The sequence below is a fragment of the Paraburkholderia sp. FW306-02-B genome, from assembly GCF_058782725.1.
Map to the genome: position 1 here is coordinate 2,142,401 of NZ_JBYSXZ010000001.1, position 20,586 is coordinate 2,162,986.

Annotated in this window: 15 protein-coding genes; 6 read left to right on the forward strand and 9 right to left on the reverse strand. The window is 62.5% G+C overall.

What is annotated here, in order from left to right; all coding sequences use genetic code 11:
• Positions 1-301: 301 nt before the first annotated feature.
• On the forward strand, positions 302-652 hold the full coding sequence (locus AC3WOG_RS09445; protein ID WP_492577737.1) for a hypothetical protein: 351 nt from the start codon (positions 302-304) through the stop codon (positions 650-652).
• A 12-nt stretch (positions 653-664) separates the two neighbouring features.
• The gene (hpnI, locus tag AC3WOG_RS09450; RefSeq protein WP_492577738.1) at positions 665-1,903 is read left to right on the forward strand and encodes a bacteriohopanetetrol glucosamine biosynthesis glycosyltransferase HpnI; all 1,239 of its coding nucleotides are present in this window, start codon (positions 665-667) and stop codon (positions 1,901-1,903) included.
• A 924-nt stretch (positions 1,904-2,827) separates the two neighbouring features.
• On the opposite strand, the gene AC3WOG_RS09455 is transcribed toward hpnI, so the two are convergent.
• Genes AC3WOG_RS09455 through AC3WOG_RS09465 form a run of 3 tightly spaced genes read right to left on the reverse strand, consistent with a single transcriptional unit; the run spans position 2,828 to position 8,431 of the window.
• The gene (locus tag AC3WOG_RS09455; RefSeq protein ID WP_492577739.1) at positions 2,828-5,878 is read right to left on the reverse strand and encodes an efflux RND transporter permease subunit; all 3,051 of its coding nucleotides are present in this window, start codon (positions 5,876-5,878) and stop codon (positions 2,828-2,830) included.
• Positions 5,875-7,014, reverse strand: coding sequence for an efflux RND transporter periplasmic adaptor subunit (locus tag AC3WOG_RS09460; RefSeq protein ID WP_492577740.1), 1,140 nt, complete (start codon positions 7,012-7,014; stop codon positions 5,875-5,877). The genes AC3WOG_RS09455 and AC3WOG_RS09460 overlap by 4 nt, the downstream gene beginning before the upstream one ends.
• Positions 7,004-8,431, reverse strand: a complete 1,428-nt coding sequence (locus AC3WOG_RS09465; protein WP_492577741.1) for a TolC family protein — start codon at positions 8,429-8,431, stop codon at positions 7,004-7,006. The genes AC3WOG_RS09460 and AC3WOG_RS09465 overlap by 11 nt, the downstream gene beginning before the upstream one ends.
• Before the next feature lie 241 nt (positions 8,432-8,672).
• Between AC3WOG_RS09465 and AC3WOG_RS09470 the strand changes: the two genes are divergently transcribed.
• From AC3WOG_RS09470 to AC3WOG_RS09480, 3 genes are all read left to right on the forward strand, one after another.
• Complete coding sequence (locus AC3WOG_RS09470) at positions 8,673-9,335, forward strand: response regulator (RefSeq protein WP_341315591.1); 663 nt, start codon at positions 8,673-8,675, stop codon at positions 9,333-9,335.
• Positions 9,332-10,696, forward strand: a complete 1,365-nt coding sequence (locus AC3WOG_RS09475) for an ATP-binding protein (RefSeq protein WP_492577742.1) — start codon at positions 9,332-9,334, stop codon at positions 10,694-10,696. Before AC3WOG_RS09470 ends, AC3WOG_RS09475 begins: the two co-directional genes overlap by 4 nt.
• A gap of 808 nt (positions 10,697-11,504) precedes the next feature.
• Complete coding sequence (locus AC3WOG_RS09480; protein WP_492579753.1) at positions 11,505-12,119, forward strand: ProQ/FinO family protein; 615 nt, start codon at positions 11,505-11,507, stop codon at positions 12,117-12,119.
• A 15-nt stretch (positions 12,120-12,134) separates the two neighbouring features.
• On the opposite strand, the gene AC3WOG_RS09485 is transcribed toward AC3WOG_RS09480, so the two are convergent.
• The 6 genes from AC3WOG_RS09485 to AC3WOG_RS09510 form a co-directional block, all read right to left on the reverse strand.
• Positions 12,135-13,478, reverse strand: coding sequence for a TAXI family TRAP transporter solute-binding subunit (locus tag AC3WOG_RS09485; protein WP_492577743.1), 1,344 nt, complete (start codon positions 13,476-13,478; stop codon positions 12,135-12,137).
• 911 nt (positions 13,479-14,389) lie between these two features.
• On the reverse strand, positions 14,390-14,755 hold the full coding sequence (locus AC3WOG_RS09490) for a hypothetical protein (protein ID WP_341315595.1): 366 nt from the start codon (positions 14,753-14,755) through the stop codon (positions 14,390-14,392).
• Positions 14,756-14,888: 133 nt separating this feature from the next.
• Positions 14,889-15,536, reverse strand: a complete 648-nt coding sequence (locus AC3WOG_RS09495; protein ID WP_492577744.1) for a GntR family transcriptional regulator — start codon at positions 15,534-15,536, stop codon at positions 14,889-14,891.
• 62 nt (positions 15,537-15,598) lie between these two features.
• On the reverse strand, positions 15,599-16,957 hold the full coding sequence (locus AC3WOG_RS09500) for an aspartate aminotransferase family protein (RefSeq protein ID WP_492577745.1): 1,359 nt from the start codon (positions 16,955-16,957) through the stop codon (positions 15,599-15,601).
• 52 nt (positions 16,958-17,009) lie between these two features.
• On the reverse strand, positions 17,010-18,359 hold the full coding sequence (locus AC3WOG_RS09505; RefSeq protein WP_492577746.1) for a glutamine synthetase family protein: 1,350 nt from the start codon (positions 18,357-18,359) through the stop codon (positions 17,010-17,012).
• A gap of 330 nt (positions 18,360-18,689) precedes the next feature.
• Positions 18,690-19,643: a LysR family transcriptional regulator gene (locus tag AC3WOG_RS09510; RefSeq protein ID WP_492579754.1), complete on the reverse strand. Its 954-nt coding sequence runs from the start codon at positions 19,641-19,643 to the stop codon at positions 18,690-18,692.
• A gap of 90 nt (positions 19,644-19,733) precedes the next feature.
• On the opposite strand from AC3WOG_RS09510, the gene AC3WOG_RS09515 reads away from it, so the two are divergent.
• Positions 19,734-20,489 carry an SDR family NAD(P)-dependent oxidoreductase gene (locus AC3WOG_RS09515; RefSeq protein WP_492577747.1) on the forward strand — a complete coding sequence of 252 codons (756 nt, stop codon included), beginning with the start codon at positions 19,734-19,736 and terminating at the stop codon, positions 20,487-20,489.
• Positions 20,490-20,586 lie beyond the last annotated feature (97 nt).

Sequence of the window (20,586 nt, forward strand, 5' to 3'; positions counted from 1 at the left end):
GGATTTGGCCTTGGCGCGGCCTTGCCGCGCCGGCTTTTAAGCAACCGCCGAGCCGCACGGTGAAGTGTAACCATGATGCCCGACACCCGCTTTATACCGCCGTCTTCCTTAAGGTTTCCTTCAGTTTGAATCGATACTATCGCCCCTCAGCAGGTCACTGTCGCGAGGCTCGACATGAGCGCACTAAAGCGATATCGCGTTGTTAGGTTTTGGAAATGAAATCGTAAGCACATCGATGGAATGCACGGCCGGCGCCTGTCGCCATAATGCGGTGCATATCGTCAGGTCACGAGACCAAGCCATGAAGCCAGTCACCGTCGACATGCTGCGAGCCCATCTGATGGCGGCTTCGCTCACGGCCATGGGCACTGAAGCCCTCGCATCGCTCGCGTTGCTGGTCTTGCCAGTCTCCCAGCAAACCTTCAGTTCCACACCGTTCCGGTTGTTCGCGCTCGGCTCGATCATTGGCGGCGTAGTCGCGATGCGGCATGTCGCGCATGTCTCGTTCAATCTCGCGATTCAGAGTCGGCACGCGACTTCTCACGGCTGGACCTTGCGGCCTGTTTCGGTGGCGGCGAGTTGCCCGCGACGCTGGCTCGTCATTCTCCATCTGCGCTTTACGGGCAGACCGTTCGTGCTCGCCGGGCACTGACGGAACCAGGCAATGACGGCTCACACATTGACAGCATGCCAATGGTTGTTGCTCGTCGGATGTGGCGCGGCTTCGCTGTATGCGATGCTGGCGGCGGTGGCCATGCCGTTCTTCGCGGCGCGCCGGGGCGGTGCGGGCAGATACCCGGCCGATCCCTTCACGAATGTCGGCGTCAGCGTGCTCAAGCCGCTCTGTGGCGCGGAGCCGCGTCTCTACGAGAACCTCAGGACTTTCTGCGACCAGCGTCACGGGCACTTTCAACTGGTGCTCGGCGTGTCATCGCCCGACGATCCTGCGATCGCGGTGGTGCGGCGTTTGCAGGCTGCCTATCCGATGCACGACATCGAGCTCGCGGTGGATTCACGCGTGCACGGCAGCAATCTCAAGGTCAGCAATCTGATCAACATGGCTGAGCGGGCGCGCCATGACGTGATTGTCATTGCCGATAGCGACATCGCCGTCGAAGCCGATTACCTCGACACCGTGGCCGCGCCGCTGGCCGATCCTCGCGTGGGCGTGGTCACTTGCCTTTACGTGGCGCAAGGCGTCGGCGGATTCTGGCCGCGCGTCGGCGCGCTTTTCATCAACGAGTGGTTCGCGCCGTCGGTGCGGGTTGCGCACGCGGCCGGGTCGCGCCGTTTCGGTTTTGGGGCGACGCTGGCATTGCGTCGCGAGACGCTCGAGCAGATCGGCGGATTTGACGCGCTGAAAAATTGTCTCGCCGACGACTACTGGCTCGCCGAACATGTGCGCGCGCTGGGGCTGAGTACGGTTCTGTCGCGCGTGATGGTGGCGACCGATGTGATCGAGCCGACCTTTGGCTCATTGTGGCAGCGCGAAACGCGTTGGCTGCGCACGATACGCTCTGTGAACCCGCTGGGTTTCGCGTTTCTGTTTATTACTTTTCCGTCGCCGTGGATTGTTGCCGGCGCCTGGCTTACCGGCAGCCTGGCGGCAGGTCCGTACGACGGCGTGCATGTGTGGACGGCGCTTGCGAGCGCCGTCTTCACCGCGGCTGGTTTTGCTGCGCGCATGTTGTTGCATCTGCGGAGCGCGCGGCATGAGCGCACGTTTTGGCGCGATTTGCTGATTGTGCCATTGCGGGATTCGTTGCTTGCTGCGCAATGGCTGGCTGGGGCGTTTGGGTCACATGTGATTTGGCGCGGGGCGCGTGTGCCTGTAGGAGGGGGGGCTGTGCCTGCGGCGCGGAGTAGCGCGTTGCGGGTGATGGAGACGTCTGATGGGGGGTAAGGGTTGGGTTTTTTTTGCCTTTGGCGGCGGCATTTTTCTGTGTGCCTGCGGCGTTGGCCTTTCCTTGATTTGATATTGGTTTATGGGTTCCCCCCGTGCTGTTTGCCTGCTCGGCGCTTTTTGGCTGTGTGCCTACGGCGTTGCCTTTCCTTGAATTGATATTGGTTTATTAGCGTTCCCCCTGTGCGGGGGAGCACCTACTTTTCTTTGCCGCCGCAAAGAAAAGTAGGCAAAAGAAAGCGGCTCAAACCGCTAGTTCTTAAGCGGGTCCCCTGGCTTGGAGGAGGTAGTGGAGCATCTGGAATCGGTGCCCTCGCACATTCAGCGCTTGTGACAAGGCAGTCATATTTCCGGCGGCGCTGCGCGCGCCGTAGCGGTACTTTATCAAACCACCTGCTGGTTTTCGCACCTGTGTTTCGTTCGGCGTGGGAGCTCGGGTACTTCCAAAACCGCTAGCTGGTTCTGGCTACGCCGGTGTTTCATATGACCGTAGCCATTTTCAGCGCCATGCGGTAGTCCAAAATTGCGAGCCATTTCGGCGCCTCGCCGAGGCGTAGCCGATGGCCCCCATAAAACCAAAGCGAAGTCACTGGTTTCCCTTGCAGACCCTTCCGGCGAGCACGCAGTGCGAGGCGGGAAGAATGACTGCCTTGTCACCAGCGCGGAGTGTGCGAGAACACCGATTCCAGATGCTCCACTATCTCCTCCAAGCCAGGGGACCCGCTTAAGCGCTGGCGGTGTAAAGCCGCTTTCTTTTGCCTACTTTTCTTTGCGGCGGCAAAGAAAAGTAGGTGCTCCCCCGCACAGGGGGAACGCTAATAAACCAATAAGAAAGCAAGGAAAGGCCAACACCGCAGGCACACAGAAGAATGCCGCCACGAAAGGCAAAAAAACCGGCCGGGACGGCAAAAAAGACCCCCAAAATCAAATAGCCTGTTTCTTCATCAACAGTTTCAACAGCACTGGCAACAACAACAACACCAATGGCAACTGCACAATCAACCCAGAAATAATCGCAATAGCGAGCGGCTGCTGCATAGCCGACCCTTGCCCAAGAGCAAACGCAAGCGGCAGCAGTGCCAGAATGGCAGCAATGGTCGTCATCGTGATTGGCCGCAGACGATTACGCCCCGCGGCGATCAAAGCCGCCTCAAACGCCATGCCGTCATCCCGCACGAGTCCCTGCAACTCCGAAACATAAAAAATCGCCACCTCCGTCACAATACCGATAATCATCGTCATCCCCATCATCGCGGAGATGTTCAACTCAATACCGGTGAGCCACAGGCCAATGAACACAGCCCCCGCAGCCAGCAAAGGCATCGCCATCACCGCCATCGAGACGCGAAATCGCTCGTAGAGAAACAGCAGCAAACCGAACACCAACGCAATGGCCGCGCCGAACACGATCAATAAACCCTTGAACGCAATCTGCTGTTGCTGATACAAACCGCCCAACTCGTAGTAAACGCCGTCCGGCAACAGATTCTTGTCGCTAAGCGTTTTCTGCACGTCGGCGATCGTCGAGCCGAGATCCCGGCCGTCGATCCGCGCGGTAACAGCCACCATGCGCTTGAGATTGTCGCGGCTGATTTCCGGCTGTCCGGTCACGGTCACCTGAGCGGCCACGCGGTTGAGCGCGAACAGATGACCGTCCGGCGCGCGAATCTGCAACTGGCCCAGTTGCGTATCGGTCAGCTTCAAGGCGCCGGCCACGCGCACGCGCACACCCACCGTCTTCGGCCCGGTCTGGAACTGCGTCGCGACGTTGCCTTCCACCATGTCCGACACCGCTTGCGCAATCGACTGCGTATCCATCCCCTCAGCGGCAGCTGCTTCTGGCCGGATATGCAGTTCGAGCGCATCGCCCGCCGGGTTGATGCCGTCGTTCACGTCCACCACGCCCTGAATCTTGCCGATCTGCGCGGCCACCTTGCGCGCGGTGGTGTCGAGCGTGGTCTGCTCGTCGGAATAGATCTTGATCTGCACCGGTTGCGGCACCGCGGTCAGATCGCCGATCAGGTCCTCCATCAGTTGCGCGAGTTCCAGATTCACGCCGGGCACCTGCGTCTCGACCTTCGAACGGATCTCCTCCATCACCGTTTCGATCGGCTCGCGATTGCTCGACTTGAGCCGCACGAAGAAGTCGCCTCTGTTGGGTTCGTTCAGGTCGCCGCCGAGACCCGCACCGGTGCGGCGCGAGTAGGTCAAGACATTCGGATTCGCGCGAATGATGCTCTCGACCTGTTTCATCAGCCGGTCGGTTTCGGTGATCGACGTGCCGGGTTCGGTGTGATAGTCGAGCACGAAACCGCCTTCGTCCATGCTCGGCATGAAGCCGCTGCCCACCCGCGTGAAGGCGAACGCCGCGACCACGATCAGCGGCAGGAGGCCAAGCAGCACGAGGATTGGCCGCGCGGTGACGTGCTCGATCAAAAACGCGTAGCGCCTGTTCATCCAGGAAGCAAAGCGGGTTTCCTTGTGCTCCTCGGCGTCCTTCGCCTTCAGCCAGCGGTCGCACAGAATCGGCACCGCGAGCCAGGTGACGAGAAACGAAATGAACAGCGCGCTCGCCATCGTCACGGAGAGCGCCTTGAAGAACGCGCCCGTCACGCCGGACAGGAACGCGAGCGGCACAAAGATGATCAGCGTCGCTGCCGACGAACCGGCGAGCGGCCGGGTGAATTCGAGCGCCGCGGCCATCACACGGCCGTGGAACTTGTGCGCGCCGCCTTCGCGCATGCGCCGCACGATATGCTCGATCATCACGATCGCATCGTCGATCACGAGGCCGACCGCGGCGGCCATCCCGCCGAGCGTCATGATGTTAAAGCCCATGCCGAACACGTCGAGCAACAGGATCGTCGCGGCCATCACCACCGGCACCAGCGCGACGGCGATCGCGGTGATTTTCCAGTTGCGCAGGAAGGCGAACAGCGTGAACGCGGCCAGCACCACGCCGATCATGATGGCGTCGCGCACGCTGGTGGCCGAGGCGATGACGAGTTCGCTCTGGTCGTACCAGTTCGAAAGATGCACGCCGGCCGGCATCTGATGCTGGAAGGCGGCGAGCTTCGCGGTAATCGCCCTGGCCATCGCCACGCTATTCGCGCCGGGCTGCTGAAAGACGTTGATCAGCACGGCGTCCTGGCCGTCGGCGGTGACGCGCATCCATTGCGGCACCACGCCCTGACGAACCGTCGCGATGTCGCCGAGGCGAATTTGTGTCGCGCCGTTGGCCGACACCACCACGTTCCTGAGTTCATCCAGTTGCGTGATGGTGGTGTTGGCGATCACGAGGTACAGCTTGTAGTGATCCTCGATGCGGCCGGTCGCCATCAGCACGTTGCTCGCGCCGATCGCCTTCGAGACATCCGAAAGCGAGATCTTGTACGCGGCGAGCCGCGCCGGATCGATCGCGACTTCGAACTCGTCCTGCGCACCGCCCATCACGTCGACGCGCGCCACGCCTTCCACCGACGACAACAACGGCCGCATCTGGAACTGCGCCAGATCGTGCAGCGCCGACAGCGATTGCTGCTTCGACGTCAGGCTGTACGCGAGTACCGGGAACACCGTCGGGTCCATGCGCCGCACCTGCATCGAGGTGCCTTGCGGCAGCGTCGCGAGAATCTCGCTAATGGCCGACTGCGCCTGCAACGTGGCCTGCGCCATGTCGGTGCCCCAGTCGAAATTGAGCGAGATTTCCGCCGAGCCGCGGCTCGTTTTCGATTCGACGTCGCGTACATTCGGCACGCGGCGCAGCGCTTCCTCGACCGGCATGGTGACGAGCGTGGCCATCTGTTCGGCAGGGCGGTCGCCCGCGTCGAGCGAGACCACCGCGCGCGGAAACGCGACGTTCGGGAACAGCGAGATCGGCAGACGGAACGCGGTCAGCGCGCCCGCGATCGCCAGCAAGGCGATCACGAACAGCAGCGAGCGCCGGTGCTTCTGCATCCATTGACCGAAATTCATCGCGGCGCGCCTCCGCCGGTTTGCACCGCCATGCCATCCTTCAACTCATAGTTGCCGCTGACGACGAGCGCCTGCGCGCCGTCGATCGCACCGTCCACACCGTAGCTGTCGCCGTTTTCGACCTGCGTGAGCACCGCCACGCGGCGCGCCTTGTTCTGCGGCGTGATCTGGAACACGTAGGCGCCTTTGCCGTCTTTCAGCACGGCGGAGCGCGGCACGACCCAATGGGTGCCGCTGCGGGTCGCGATATCGGCGGCGACGCGCGTGCCCGGAATGAACGCGGTCTGCCCGAGCGGCACGTTCGCGCCGACGTTGACGAGCTGGCTCTGCTGATCGACCGACGCGCCGACCAGCACTACGTGGCCGTCCGCGGCGGTTTTCGCGAGCGAGGTGGACAGACCGTGCAGCGTGACAGTGTCGCCGGCGTGGATCGCGCTCGCATCCGACGGCTCGACGCCGAGCACCACGTTCGCGCGAGCATCCTTGCCGCTGCCGCCGGCCAGTTGCAGGATCGCGGCGCCGGGCTGCACCTGGTCGCCCTGAGCCGCCGACACCTGCAACACCACGCCATCGAGCGGTGCGACGATGACTTTGCTGCCGCTCGCGACGCCGGTCTGGTTTTGTGCCACGAGCGCCTGCTGCGCATCCTCGGCAGCCTTTCTGGCGGCGGCGAGTTGCGATTGCGTGGCGAGCCTCTTGTCGTACAGCGATTGCGTTCGGGCCAATTCGCCTTGTGCCAGCGTCACGGCGCTCTTCGCCTGGGTGGCCGTGAGCACCGCGGCGGGATCGGCTTGCACGACGAACAGCGGCGTGCCGCGCGTCACGCTTTGCCCGGCCTGCACGCGCATTTGCACGATGCGCGCGACGTACGGCAAATTGACGGTGGTCAGATTCGACGCGGACGCCGCGACGATGCCATACGCACGCACCGGCTGCGCGATGGTGGCGCGCTGCACGCGTACCGTCTGTACGGCCACGACGCCTTTGTCAGCGGCATCGTCGGCTGCGGCCGCATCGGCCGCATACGTGGCGAGGCTCCAGCTGCCGAGGGCGGCGCTCATCAGGGCGGCGCAGGTGACGGCGATCGCATAGGCAGCGATGCGCGGCCGCCGCGCCGAAAATAGGCTATTTCGCATGAGTTTCGGTGATTGTTCGAGCGGAGGGGGCGAAGGAATAGGCGTCGGGAATCGCACTGCCTAACAGTGCCTGCAAACCGACACGTTGTTCGGCGAGCGATTCGCGCAGCGTGGCGACGTCGATACGTTTGGTGAGCGATGCGCTCTGCGCGTCGGTGTAAGCGCCGAGCGCGAGATTGTGTTCGGCGAAGGCCTGGGCCGCGTGTTGCGCGGCGAGGTCGACGTCCGGCAGCGCCGCTTCGGTCTGCTGCAACTGCCGCGTGAGAATGACGTTGTCCGCGCGCAGATGGGCGACATCCGCATAGGCCGTGTTCAGGCGCGATTGATATTCGTCGCGCAGGCGCTGGCGGGTCGCTTTTTCGATCGCCACGTTGCCTTGATTGCGGTTGAAGATCGGCAGGCTCAGATTGATCGTGAAGCCACTGGTGTAGATATTCGACGTGTCACGCGCACGCACGAAACCCACCGACAGGCTCGGAAACTGGCTGAGAATCGCCGCGCGGTATTTCTGCTCCTGCGCTTCATAGCCGGCTTGCAGCGCGATCAGGTCCGGGCGGCGTTGCGCCAGATTGGCCAAGGCCGAGTCGAGCGTGGTGTCGGGTAGCGGCGCTGTGTCCTCGCCGCCGGTGAGCTGCAATTGAACCTCGGGCGAGAGACCGAGCAGCGCGTTCAGATCGTGGTGCGTCTGTTCGGCGGCACGCTCGGCGTCGGTGTATTGCTTGCGCGCGTCGCTATACGAAGTGAGCGCGGCGCTCAGCGTGTCGTCGGTCAGATTGCCGTCGCGGCGGGCTTCGGCCATCCGCTCGTAGCGCGTGCGCGCGAGGTCGCGCTGCTGTTGCAGCAGCGGCAGCGTGTCCCGCTGGAAGCGCGTTTTGATGAACAATTGCCGCGCCTGGGCGACGATCTGCCATTCCTGCCAGAGCAGGCCCAGATCGGTCTTCGCCACGGTCGCGTCGGCGGATTGTTTGTTGGCGCTGCGCAGGACGACCGCCATCACGTCGATGCTCAAGCCATAATTGAAGGCGCGCGTGGTGCCTTGCGCGCCCGGATAATCGCTCGACACGCTCAGTTGCGGGTCGGGCAGCAGGCCGGCTGAATAAGCCTGTGCGCGGGCAATGCCGAGATCGTCGCGGGCGAGCTTGAGATCGGGATTGTTGGCGACGGCGAGCATCGCGACTTCCTCGATATCGAGTCCGTCGGACGGATCGAAACGATGTGCGGCCAGTTCGGGCAGCGGCATCGTCGACGGATCGATGCGGATGCGTTCGAGCGAATGGGCGGAAGTCGACGTATCCTGTGGCGCGAGCGGCTCGCGGTGGTACCACGTGCAACCGGCCAGCAGCATCGCGCAGAGCGGCACAAACGCGCGCAGCCGTGTCGCTGAGGTGGCCGCTGCAGCGGCGTAGAAAACGGGCAAGGTCCGGCTCCTGAACGAAACGAAGTGAGTGCATCCGCGAGCAGACGCAGCTAAACAGGTGCCGATTCTGCTGAGAATGAGCTTAAGTGACGCTTAACCAGCGCTTAAGCCTCCCATAAGCGTCCCCTAAGCATTGCATAAGCGTCCCATAAGGAAAACATAAGCGTGGCATAAGGAAGCGTTAAGCTGACAAACGGGACAATGCCGCGACAATTCGGGCAAACAGGAGAGAGGAGAGGCCATGCGTCTGTTATTAGTCGAAGACGACGACATGATTGCGGAGACCGTATTGGGCGCCATGCGCCGCGCGGGCTATGCGATCGACTGGGCCGAAGACGGCCGCGCCGCGGAATTGTCGCTCGGCAACGGCGTGTACGACCTCGTGCTGCTCGATCTCGGCTTGCCGAAGAAAGACGGCATCGAGGTGTTGAATGCATATCGCAAGGCCGGCGGCGCCGCGCCGGTGATTATCCTGACCGCGCGCGACGCGGTGGACGAACGGATTCGCGGCCTCGACGCGGGTGCCGATGATTACCTGATCAAGCCATTCGATCTGGACGAACTCGCCGCGCGCGTGCGCGCGTTGTTGCGGCGGCGCACCGGCCAGAAGCAGCCTGTGTATGCGCATGGCGAGCTCACACTCGACCCCGCCGCGCACGAGGTGACCAAGGACGGCGAGCCGTTGCCGCTCGTGCCGCGCGAGTTCGCGTTGCTGCAGGCGCTGATCGAGGAGCCGACGCGCGTTTTCACCAAGGCCGAACTGGAAGAGAAACTGTACGGCTGGGGTGAGGAAGTGGGCAGCAACACGATCGAGGTGCATGTGCACAGCTTGCGGCGCAAGATCGGCGCGGACCAGGTCGTGACCGTGCGCGGCGTCGGCTATCGCCTGAAGAGGTGCGGATGACGTCGATTCGCCGCTGGCTGCTGGGCTGGCTGATTTTCGGCATGGCAGCAGCCTCGGGCGTGGCCGGCTACGGCATCTTTCACACTGCGCGGGAAGAAGCGAGCGAACTGTTCGACTACGAACTGCGCACGGTGGCGTTGTCGTTGCCGTCGAACCTTCGGAGCACCGCGGATGGCGAGCATCGCAGCCCCGATTTCGGCGATCTCGCCGATGACCGCGTCGTGATCGAAATCTGGGACCGTGCCGGCAACCTCATCTATCACTCGATGCAGGCGCCGGTATTTTCGCGCCTGCAGGAAGGCTTCAGTACCGTCGAGCGCGGCGAGTATCACTGGCGCGCGTTCGGGCTGCAGCAACCGGACCGCTATATCCAGGTCGCGCAACCGGTGTCCGTACGCGAAGATCTCGCACTCACGCTTGCACTGCATACGCTGTGGCCGCTTGCCTTGCTGGTGCCGGTGACGATCGTGCTGGTGCTGCTGGTGGTCGCGCGCGGGCTCGCACCGATTGGCGGGCTGTCTCGCGCGCTGTCGACCCGCTCGATCGATTCGCTGGAACCGTTGCATCTGGACGGCACCGTGCCGGTCGAAATCCGGCCGCTGGTCGAGGCGCTCAATGATTTGCTGCAGCGTTTGAGTACGGCATCGCAGGCGCAGCGCACCTTTATCGCCGATGCCGCGCACGAGTTGCGTTCACCGCTGGCCGCGCTGAAGCTGCAGCTGCAGGCCGCCTCGCGCGATGGCACGTTAAAGGGCGAGGGGCAGGCGCTGGAGCGTGTCGAGGGGCGGGTCAACCGGATCATCCATCTGGTGCAGCAGTTGTTGACGCTGGCGCGCGAGGATGCGCATCCGGTGACGTCGATGGTGCCGGTGAGTTTGCGCCGGATCGGCGAGCAGGCGGTTGGGGATTTTTCCCTGCTTGCCGAAACCAAGGAGATCGATCTCGGGCTCGAATGCGAGCAGGCGCGCACGCGAGGCGACGCGTATACGGTGCTGGCCGAGCCGCACGGGATGAGTGTGTTGTTGGGCAATCTGATCAACAACGCGATTCGGCATACGCCGCGGGGCGGCAAGGTCGATGTGGTTTTGACGCGGTCTGGAGACCGCGTGGGGCTTGAGGTGGTGGATAGTGGCTCTGGTATCCCTGAGCTTGAGCTCGAACGTGTTTTCGATCGGTTTTATCGTGGGGAGGAGGCGCAGGGCGAGGGGAGCGGGTTGGGATTGGCTATTGTGGCGCGGATCGCGAAGAGGCATCAGCTTTCGCTGGCATTGCGGAATAATGTTGGGGGGAGTGGGTTGTGTGTTTCTGTTTTTGGCCTTACGGCGTGTGGGGTTGACGCTGCGGTGGCAGTGAAAAGTTGATGTTTTTTTGCCTGCGCGGCGCTATGGGTGTGTGCTTATGGCGTTGCCTTTCCTTGAATTGATATTGGTTTATTAGCGTTCCCCCTGTGCGGGGGAGCACCTACTTTTCTTTGCCTGCCGCAAAGAAAAGTAGGCAAAAGAAAGCGGCTCAAACCGCTAGCTTTGAAGCGGGTCCCCTGGCTTGGAGGAGGTAGTGGAGCATCTGGAATCGGTGCTCTCGCGCACTCCACGCTTGTGACAAAGCAGTCATTCTTCCCGCCTCGCACTGCGTGCTCGCCGGAAGGGTCTGCAAGGGAAACCCGCGGCTTCGTTTGCACGCGGTCGGGACCATCGGCTTCGGCTCGGCGAAGCACTGAAGTTTGGGAGCGCGAGCCACTATGCCGGGCGAAACGCCAGCGCTGAAACTGGCGGGCGGTTTTGTGAAGTACCGCTACGGCGCGCGAAGCGCCGCCGAAAGGATGACTGCCTTGTCACCAGCGCTGAATGCGCGAGAGCACCGATTCCAGATGCTCCACTGCCTCCTCCAAGCCAGGGGACCCGCTTCAAAGCTAGCGGTTTGAGCCGCTTTCTTTTGCCTACTTTTCTTTGCGGCAGGCAAAGAAAAGTAGGTGCTCCCCCGCACAGGGGGAACGCTAATAAACCAATATCAAATCAAGGAAAGGCCACCGCCGTAGGCACACAGACCGCAAGCGCCGCGCAGGCAAAAAACCAGGCAAAGACCAACACCGCAGCCGTACAACCAACAACACGACAAAAAGCAACCCCACCACACTGCTACAATCTCTTCTTTCTCGATCGACTGTGTGCCATGGGTTTCGAACAACTCGCTGAACTGAAAAAGCAACTTGCTGCAGCACGAGCAGAAGCCGCGCCTGCCGCCAAACCAGGTGCCAGGCCTGCGGCCAAGGCCGGTGGTGTCAAGCCCGCTGCCAAGCCGGACGCGAGGCCCGCTCGCAAGCCATCGCAGCCGCGCCGGGCCGCGCCCGCAGCCGCGCCGGACGCGAAGCCTGTGGACCCGGTGGTGAAGACGATCGGGAAACTGCAGAAGCGCTTCCCCAATGTGTTTCCGAAGAATCCTGCGCCCAAGCTCCCGCTGAAGGTCGGCATCTTCGAGGATCTCGTCGTTCACGCGAACGAATTGTCGTTAAGCGAAGCCGAGTTGCGCGACGCGATCAAGACGTGGTGTCGCGGCAGCCGCTACTGGAAATGCCTCGTCGAAGGCGCCGCACGCGTCGATCTGACCGGCAGCGAAGCAGGACAGGTGACGGCGCAGGAAGCCGCCGGCGCGCAACGGCTGCAGGCGCATCGGGCAGCCAAAGCCGCGCCTAAAGCCGCCAACCCGACGGCCAACTCGCAGGCCAACCCGACGGTCACGCCGCAGGTAGACTCGCCGACAAGCTCACCAATCGACACAGAGGCCTGACAGCCGGAACCCCGCCTAGGGGTGGCTGCCTTGCCTCGACGCCGCCCCGAGCCGGGCGCGCACGAAGCCGACATGCTCGCGCAGGACGTAAAAAGCATCGGCATATGCAAGCGGCATGCGCAACTGGTTCAGCGAGTCCTCGATATGATCGAGTTCGTGGAAGAGCGCTTTGCGTTCTTCATCGCTCGAGTCGGCGAGCGCGCCGCGTTCGATCGCGATCAGCGAACCGTAATATCGATAGATGCGCGAGCGCACGCGCCATCGGTAAAGCGCCGGTATCAACCGCATCGCCGGGAATAACAGCACGGCCATCGGCAGCAGCAGAACGAGTGTGCGGTCGCCGATGCTGGCCAGCCAGAACGGCAGGTTGCGATACAGAAAACTTTTGCCGGTCTTGTAGTAGCGCTGCGCGTCTTCGCTGATCTGATATTCACGGGCGACCGGATTGGGGAATTCGCCCGCATGCTGCAAGAGGCCGGGCATGCCGTGAACCTCCTGCGCGGCTTCAATCACGAGGTCGGAGATGGCCGGGTGCAGATTGGTGCGGGCGACGATCTCAACGGTCGGGCTGACCAGGTGGACGGTTTCGGGTGGGATCCTGTGCTTGAGATCCAGCACGCCGGGCGGCAGGTCGATCTGATCGAGATACGGGAAGAGACGCGCATACGCGCTCGCTTCGTCGAAGTTCATCACGGAGACGCCGGGCACCTTCAGGAGTCTGAGCATCAGGCCACGGGTCGCCGAGTCGCCGTTCAGGATCGCGGCGTCGACATCGCCTGCAACCAGTTGCGTGGCGGCCTGCAATCCGTCGCTCGGCACCAGCACGGTGGCGCCGCCAGGCTCGATACCGTTTGCCTCCAGCAGCTTGAGCGCCAATAGGCGAGTGCCGCTGCCTTCGCGGCCGATCGCAATCCTTTTGCCTTCCAGTTTTGAAAGCTGGGTCACGCCCGTGCCGCGATAGAACACCACTACCGGTATATAGAAAACGCTGCCGAGCGACATCAGCGATGAAGTATCCATGCCATCCGCCACCCCGCCTTGTACGAGAGCGAGATCGACATGCTGTTTGGGGTCTAGCAGTCGATGCAGGTTTTGCACCGAGCCGTCGGATTCCAGCACCTTCAGCGTGATGCCGTTGCGGGCAAGAATTTTTTTGTATTGTTCGGCGGCGACCAGGAATGAACTGTCGTGCGGGCCCGCGCTCATCGTGATCGTTTTTGGCGGCGCCGGATCGATCAGCCAGACGACCAGCGTGACCATCAGCACAACGAGCGCGGCGACGATCGCATACGGCAAGGTGTGATCCCGCCATTCGGCATGCGATTGATCGCCTGGAAAATTCGGGGGACGCGGTTTCATGGGCACTCCGTGCCTGTAGCTGGGAGGTTGCATTTTTCACCGTCCGGTGGGGGGGCGTTGGCAGTTTGCTCTATTGACGTTTGAATGTCGTGTATTGCGATGGTTTTTTTGTTTGCCTACGGCGTTGGCTTTTCCTTGATTTGATATTGGTTTATTAGCGTTCCCCCTGTGCGGGGGAGCACCTACTTTTCTTTGCCTGCCGCAAAGAAAAGTAGGCAAAAGAAAGCGGCTCAAACCGCTAGTTCTTAAGCGGGTCCCCTGGCTTGGAGGAGGCAGTGGAGCATCTGGAATCGGTGTTCCCGCACACTCCGCGCTGGTGACAAGGCCGTCATCCTTCCGGCGGCGCTTCTCAACACCGATGGTAGATGTGCGCTTTCGGCATCATTGCCCGCACTCCGCACTCCGCACTCCGCACTCCGCACTCCGCACTCCGCACTCCGCTTCCGCACTCCGCTTCCGCACTGCGTGCGTCGCGGACGGCGCTGTCAGGGAAACCAAAGTAGGGGTTTTTGCTCTACGGGGCCATTGGCATCGCGTCGGGGAGGCGCCTGCACGGCGAGTAGTGTGGGCCACCGTGCTGGGTGGAGTGTGGACGCAAAAAGGCGAGGATGGTTTTATGAAGTACCGCGACGGCGCGCGCAGCGCCGCCGGAAATATGACTGCCTTGTCACCAGGGCTGAATGTGCGAGAACACCGATTCCAGATGCTCCACTGCCTCCTCCGAGCCAGGGGACCCGCTTAAAAATTAGCGGTTTGAGCCGCTTTCTTTTGCCTACTTTTCTTTGCGGCAGGCAAAGAAAAGTAGGTGCCCCCCGCACAGGGGGAACGCTAATAAACCAATAAGAAAACAAGGAAAGGCCAACGCCGTAGGAACACAGACATAAGCGCCGCGCAGGCAAAAAAACAAAAAATCAATCCGCGGTACGCTTATCAGCAAGCGCATTCTGGCAATCGGCAAAAACCTGCCTCACTAACCGCGCTTGCGGATCCAACTCATCCGTATCAAGGATTTCCTCAACAGCATCCCGCGCCCATTCGGTATCGACAAACCGCGCATGCCGGCGCGCTATCTCCAGCGCCAGCGCCGACAACTTGGCCACGCTCAGCCAGTCCGCCTCCCGCATCCGGCGGTCCAGCCATTTATGCGCGGCCTGCACATGAAACGCCGCGTCAGGCCAGTCCTCATTCAGGTAGTAAGCACCCAAGCTCCCGCATGTGAGCCAGCACAACAGCTCCAAACGGTCCCGTGGACTTAAATGGTGGCGTACATCACTCATGGCGACGCTCGCGGCTGTAAATTGCGTTCAGGTCAGGCCGGCGCACCGCCGGCCCCTGCTTACATCAACAATATCACGCACTGTTGCACAGCGGAAATATACAAAATGCAGCCATCGTTCATACGATTTCGGATCAGAGACACTGCGCGCGCAAACATGTCGCCGCATGACTCAGATCGCGCTCGATCGCGCGTCGTACCCCCGCCGCGTTACGTGCCTTCGCTGCATCCAGCAACTCGTCGTGCGCGTCGTTGAGCGTGCCGGCAAACCGCGCGTCGCCAAATAGCAGGTTGGAAATCGGCCCCACCTGGAGCCATACCGTTTCGATCAATTCCAGCAAGAGCGGTGAGCCGCTCGCGCGGTACAGAATCAGGTGGAACGCTTCGTTGGCGTCGAGGTAACCCTTGGCGTCGGCCGCCCGCAACGCTCGCGCCATCTCCGCGTTGAGTTTTTCCAGCGTATCCAGATCGTGCTCAGTGAGGTGCGGGACGCCCAGTTCGGCGGCCTGGCCTTCGAGAATCAGCCGCACGCGCAACACGTCGTCGAATTGCTCCCTGGACAGACGCGGCACCGTCACGCCGCAATTGGGCACGTTCACCAGCGCCGATTCGGCCGCGAGGCGCTGCAAAGCGGAGCGCACCGGCATCTCGCCCACGCCGAGTTCCGCCGCGACGTGACGGATCTTGATGCGCTCGCCCGGCACGAAGCGGCCGATCGTCAGCCATTGCCGCAGCGTTTCGTACGTCTCGTCCTGCAACGTGTGATGGCGCGATGTTTTCATAAAACTCGATGCATGGCCGCAAAAGGCCGTCAGTTTAGCGCCGCTCGCGCGCGATCACAGGTTCAGGTCAGCTCGGTGAGGCAAGCGTCGAACGCGGCGATCAGCCGCTCGACGTCGGCCGCCGATGTGTCGGGGCACACCAGGATCATGTTGTGAAACGGTGTGATCAGCACGCCGCGATTGAGCAGGTACAGGTGCACGATATGCTCGAGTTCAGGGTCGAGTTGCCGGCCGGCTTCAGTGCCGTTGCGCGGCGGTGTCGCGGAGAACTGGAATTCGGTGCGGGCGCCGGCGCGCGTCACGCACCACGCCACGCCGTGACGCGCGATCACGCTTTTGAGGCCGGTCTCGATGCGCTCGGCGAGCGCGAACATGTGCTCGTAGGCGGCGTCGGTCATCACCTCGGCAAGCGTTGCGCGAATCGCGCTCATCGCCAGCGCGTTCGCGGTCAGCGTCGTGCCGATGCCGGAGTGGCCCGGCGGCGCGCCGCGCTTGGCCTGCTGCGCGCGGTTCGCCAACCCGGCGCTAAAGCCGTACACCGCGCAAGGCACGCCGCCGCCGACCGGCTTGCCGAGAATGAACAGGTCGGGCTCGATGCCGTGCGCGATCGAATAGCCGCCCGGGCCGCAGCTGATGGTGTGGGTTTCGTCGATCGCGAGTAGCGTGCCGTAGCGGCGCATCAGCGCCTGCGCCTCGCGCCAGTAGTCCGCTTCCGGCAACACCATGCCGATGTTGGTCATCGCGGGTTCGGCCAGCACGCAGGCGACGTCGCCGTCCTTCAGCGCACTTTCCAAAGCGGCGAGGTCGTTGAATTCGATCACGCGCGTGTAGTCGAGCAGATCGTGCACCTGGCCGATCAGGCTGTCGCGCTGCATCGGTTTTCCGTCGACCAGGTCGACGAATACGTCGTCCACCGTGCCGTGATAGCAGCCGTTGAACACCACAATCTGTTTGCGGCCGGTCGCCGCCCGCGCCCAGCGCAGCGCGAAGCGATTGGCGTCGCTGGCGGTCATCGCGAACTGCCAGTAGGGCAGGCCGAAGCGGCGCGCGAGTTCTTCGCCGACCCACGCGGCGTCTTCGCCCGGCAGCATGGTGGTTAAACCGCGTTCAGCCTGCGCGGCCAGCGCGCGCGCCACCGGCACGGGTGAGTGGCCGAACATCGCGCCGGTGTCGCCGAGGCAGAAGTCCGCGTAGCGATGGCCGTCCACGTCCGTAAACGTTGCGCCGCGCGCCTGGTCGACATACAGCGAGAAAGGGGTCGACCAGTCGTTCATCCAGTGCAGCGGCACGCCGAACAGCAGGTGCCGCGCCGCGCGTTCCGACAGCGCGCGCGACTTCGGCATGGCCTTGGCAAACGCGCTGCGTTCGCGTTCGAGCATTGCTTGCGCTCGCTCCCAGTTGACGCCTTGACGGGTATTCAATCGAGTCTCTTCCGATGATGGTTTCATAAAACGCTCACGCTCGCGCCCGCGCTCAGACGAGCAGTTGCAGATGCTCGCGTTCCCACGCGGTAATGCCCTGCGAGAAGGTCTCGAACTCCTTTTCCTTCACCGAGCAATAGGCCTGCACGAAGTTTTCGCCCAGCACATCCGCGAGTTCGGTGCAGGTGGACAACGCCTTGAGCGCATCCTCGAGACCGCGCGGCAATTCGTATTCGAGGTCGTAAGCGCTTTCGACCATCGGTGCCGACGCCTCCTGCCGTTCGACCATGCCGAGGTAGCCGCAGGCGAGGGTGGCCGCCATCGCGAGGTACGGATTCACGTCGACGCCGGGGACGCGGTTTTCCAGCCGCCGGCCGTCCGGTCCCGAGTTCGGCACGCGAATGCCGCAGGTGCGGTTGTCGTAGCCCCAGCGCACGTTGATCGGCGCGGCCGTGAAGCGCGACAGGCGGCGGTATGAGTTCACGTAGGGCGCGAACATCGGCATCGCCTTCGGCATGTACTTCTGCAAGCCGCCGATGTAATTGAAAAACAGCGGGCTGGCCGTTCCGTCAGGCAGCGAAAAGATGTTCTTGCCGGTCCGGCTGTCGACGATGCTCTGGTGAATGTGCATCGCGCTGCCCGGTTCGTGCTCCATCGGTTTCGCCATGAAGGTCGCGAAAATACCGTGACGGAAGGCGGTTTCGCGCACCGCGCGTTTGAACAGGAACACGCGGTCGGCGAGATCGAGCGCGTCGCCGTGAGAAAAGTTGATCTCCATCTGCCCGGCGCCGACTTCGTGCACCAAGGTCTCGACACCGAGATGCGTCAGCTCGCAGAAGCGCGACAGGTCCTGGAAGAACGGATCGAATTCGTTGACGGCGTCGATCGAAAACGACTGGCGGCCGGCTTCGTGACGACCCGCGCGGCCGAGCGGCGGGCGCAGCGGTTCATGCGGATTCTTGTTCTGCGCGATCAGGTAGAACTCCATCTCCGGCGCGACCACCGGGCGCCAGTCCTTTTCTTCATACAGCGCCAACACGCGCCGCAACACCGCGCGCGGCGAGATCCCGATCGGCTTGCCGTCGAGACCGACGCAATCGTGGATGACCACCGCAACCTGTTCGATGGCCCACGGCACGAGCCGAACGGTGTTCGGGTCGGGAATGCAGACCATGTCGGGATCGCTCGGCCCGACGAAACGGTCGAAATCCGCGAACTCGCCGTTGACGGTAATCATCAGCAGCGCGTTCGACATGTGCATCTTGCCTTCCGACAGAAACAGATTCTTCGGCACGATCTTGCCGCGCGCGACGCCAGTCATGTCCGGTATCACGCATTCCACTTCGTGGATCCGGTGATGCTCCAGGAATTCACGTAGGTCGTCGCGTAGATCGCTTTGCAAGGTTGACTCCAGTCGGTTGATGAAGACGGCGCGCAGCGCTGCCGCGCGATAAGCCGTCTGTCGGGGAAAGCTGGACGTTTTGCATCATGAGATTTGATCAAATCATCGCACGGAAATCTCCTTTTGGGAAATTTGATCAAATATGATCGTTTCGTCGAGTGTTCTGAGCGCCGCTCATGGCCGATGCACCGTCTTCGCTGTCGAAATTCACCCAACGTTGAACTGTGCTCACTCAACTTGGAACTCTCCTGGCATGACCCGCTACGGATATCCTGCTGCAGCGCGTCAATGCAGATGCATACTGACCTCTGAGCTATTTCGGACCGCCACTCAGGATTGGAAGCGGACGGTCGGCTTCCGCCCCATAAGGGTCTCTGCGCTCCATTCTGCCGTGGTCAGCCTGGCGATGAAGAAGTCGGCCAGAGCGCTGACCTTTGCTGGTCGTGCGCGGGCAGAGGGTGTGACGAAATAAAGGCCACCTTCGGGCAAGCGCCAGTCAGTCAAAATCGGTTCAAGCTGCTTGCCCGGGAAGTACTGCGTCGCTACGAATTCAGGAAGCTCGGTGATCGCAAGCCCCGCGAGAACCGTGGGCAGCAACGCTTCCACACTCGTTCCTCGTAACGCCCCGGTTGGCGTGACCGCGCATTCTTCGCCGCTCTTGTGAGAAAAGCGCCAGACGTCGCGCTGGCTTCTGTTGGCGTAGGTCAGGCATTGGTGAGCGCCGAGCTCTTGCGGATGCTGCGGACGGCCATAGCGGGACAGATAGGCGGGCGATGCCACGACAAACCGGCGCACGGGCGCAATAAGACGTGCGACGAGCGACGAGTCCTCCAGGATGGCGATGCGCAGGGCAGCATCGAAGCCGTCGCCAATCAGGTCGGCCTGGGCATCCGTGAGATGCAGATCGACGGAGATCTCCGGATAGGTCTGGAAGAACTCGGGCAGCAGCGGGGCAACCCAGCGAGCGCCGAATGAGAGCGGCGCGGCAAGCTTGACGAGGCCACGCGGCCGGCTTGAGGTCTCGCGCGCGAAGTCCTCGGCTTCTTCAGCATCGGCGTAGAGCTTCGCCGCGCGCTCGGCGAGCGTATGGCCGTAATCCGTGAGCGCAAGCCGTCGGGAGGTGCGGTTGAACAGACGTCCCCCGAGCCGCTCTTCAAGGCGGGTAACAGCCCGCGAAACCGTGGCGACCGAAACGCCCATCGCCGTCGCCGCAGCAGCGAATGAGCCCTCCTCGGCGACCTTCGCGAACATCGCGAGCCCTTCAAAATCCGGCAGTCTCGACATCGACAATCCTGCAATGATGGTTTGCATTCATTTCTATTTCGAAAAATAGCACGGCGCCATAGATTTGTCTCACCTCACAGGAGATTCATCATGGAACGCAAACTCGAAGGAAAGATTACCGTCGTCACCGGCGGCACCACCGGCATCGGCCTCGCCACCGCCAGGCGCTTTGCAGCCGAGGGCGCGCGGGTCTTTGTGACCGGCCGCCGTCAGGCCGAGCTCGACGCCGCCGTTGCGGCAATCGGACCCAAGGCCACGGGCATCCAGGCGGATTCCGCCAACCTCAGCGATCTCGACCGCCTCTACGAGCGCGTGAAGAGAGAGGCAGGTCGTATCGATGTGCTGTTCGTCAATGCCGGCGGTGGCTCCATGCAGCCTTTGGGATCAATCACTGAAGAGCAATATGACGACACGTTCGGTCGCAACGTAAAGGGCGTGCTCTTCACGGTGCAAAAGGCACTGCCGCTGCTGGTCGACGGTGGCTCAGTGATCCTTACTGCTTCCAACGTCAGCATCAAAGGCACACCAGCGTTCAGCGTCTATAGCGCCTCGAAGGCTGCGGTACGCAACTTTGCCCGGAGCTGGACGCTCGACCTGAAGCCTCGCGGCATCCGCGTGAACGTCATCAGCCCGGGCCCGATCAAGACGCCCGGCCTGGTCGATCTGGCCGGCCCCGACGCCGCGCAGCAGCAAGACCTGCTCGACTACATGGCCTCGACCGTCCCGCTCGGGCGCGTCGGCGATCCCGACGACGTCGCGGGCGCCGCCGTGTTCCTCGCCTCCCCCGATGCGAGCTTCATCGCCGGCACCGAACTCTTCGTCGACGGCGGACAAGCCCAGATCTAACGAGACGTCCTTGAGCCGCCTGGCCTTCAAGAACGTCGCGATGGCGGGCGGCCTGCTGCACGTGGTCGCTTTCGGTGGCGGCCGCATCAGCCTTGAC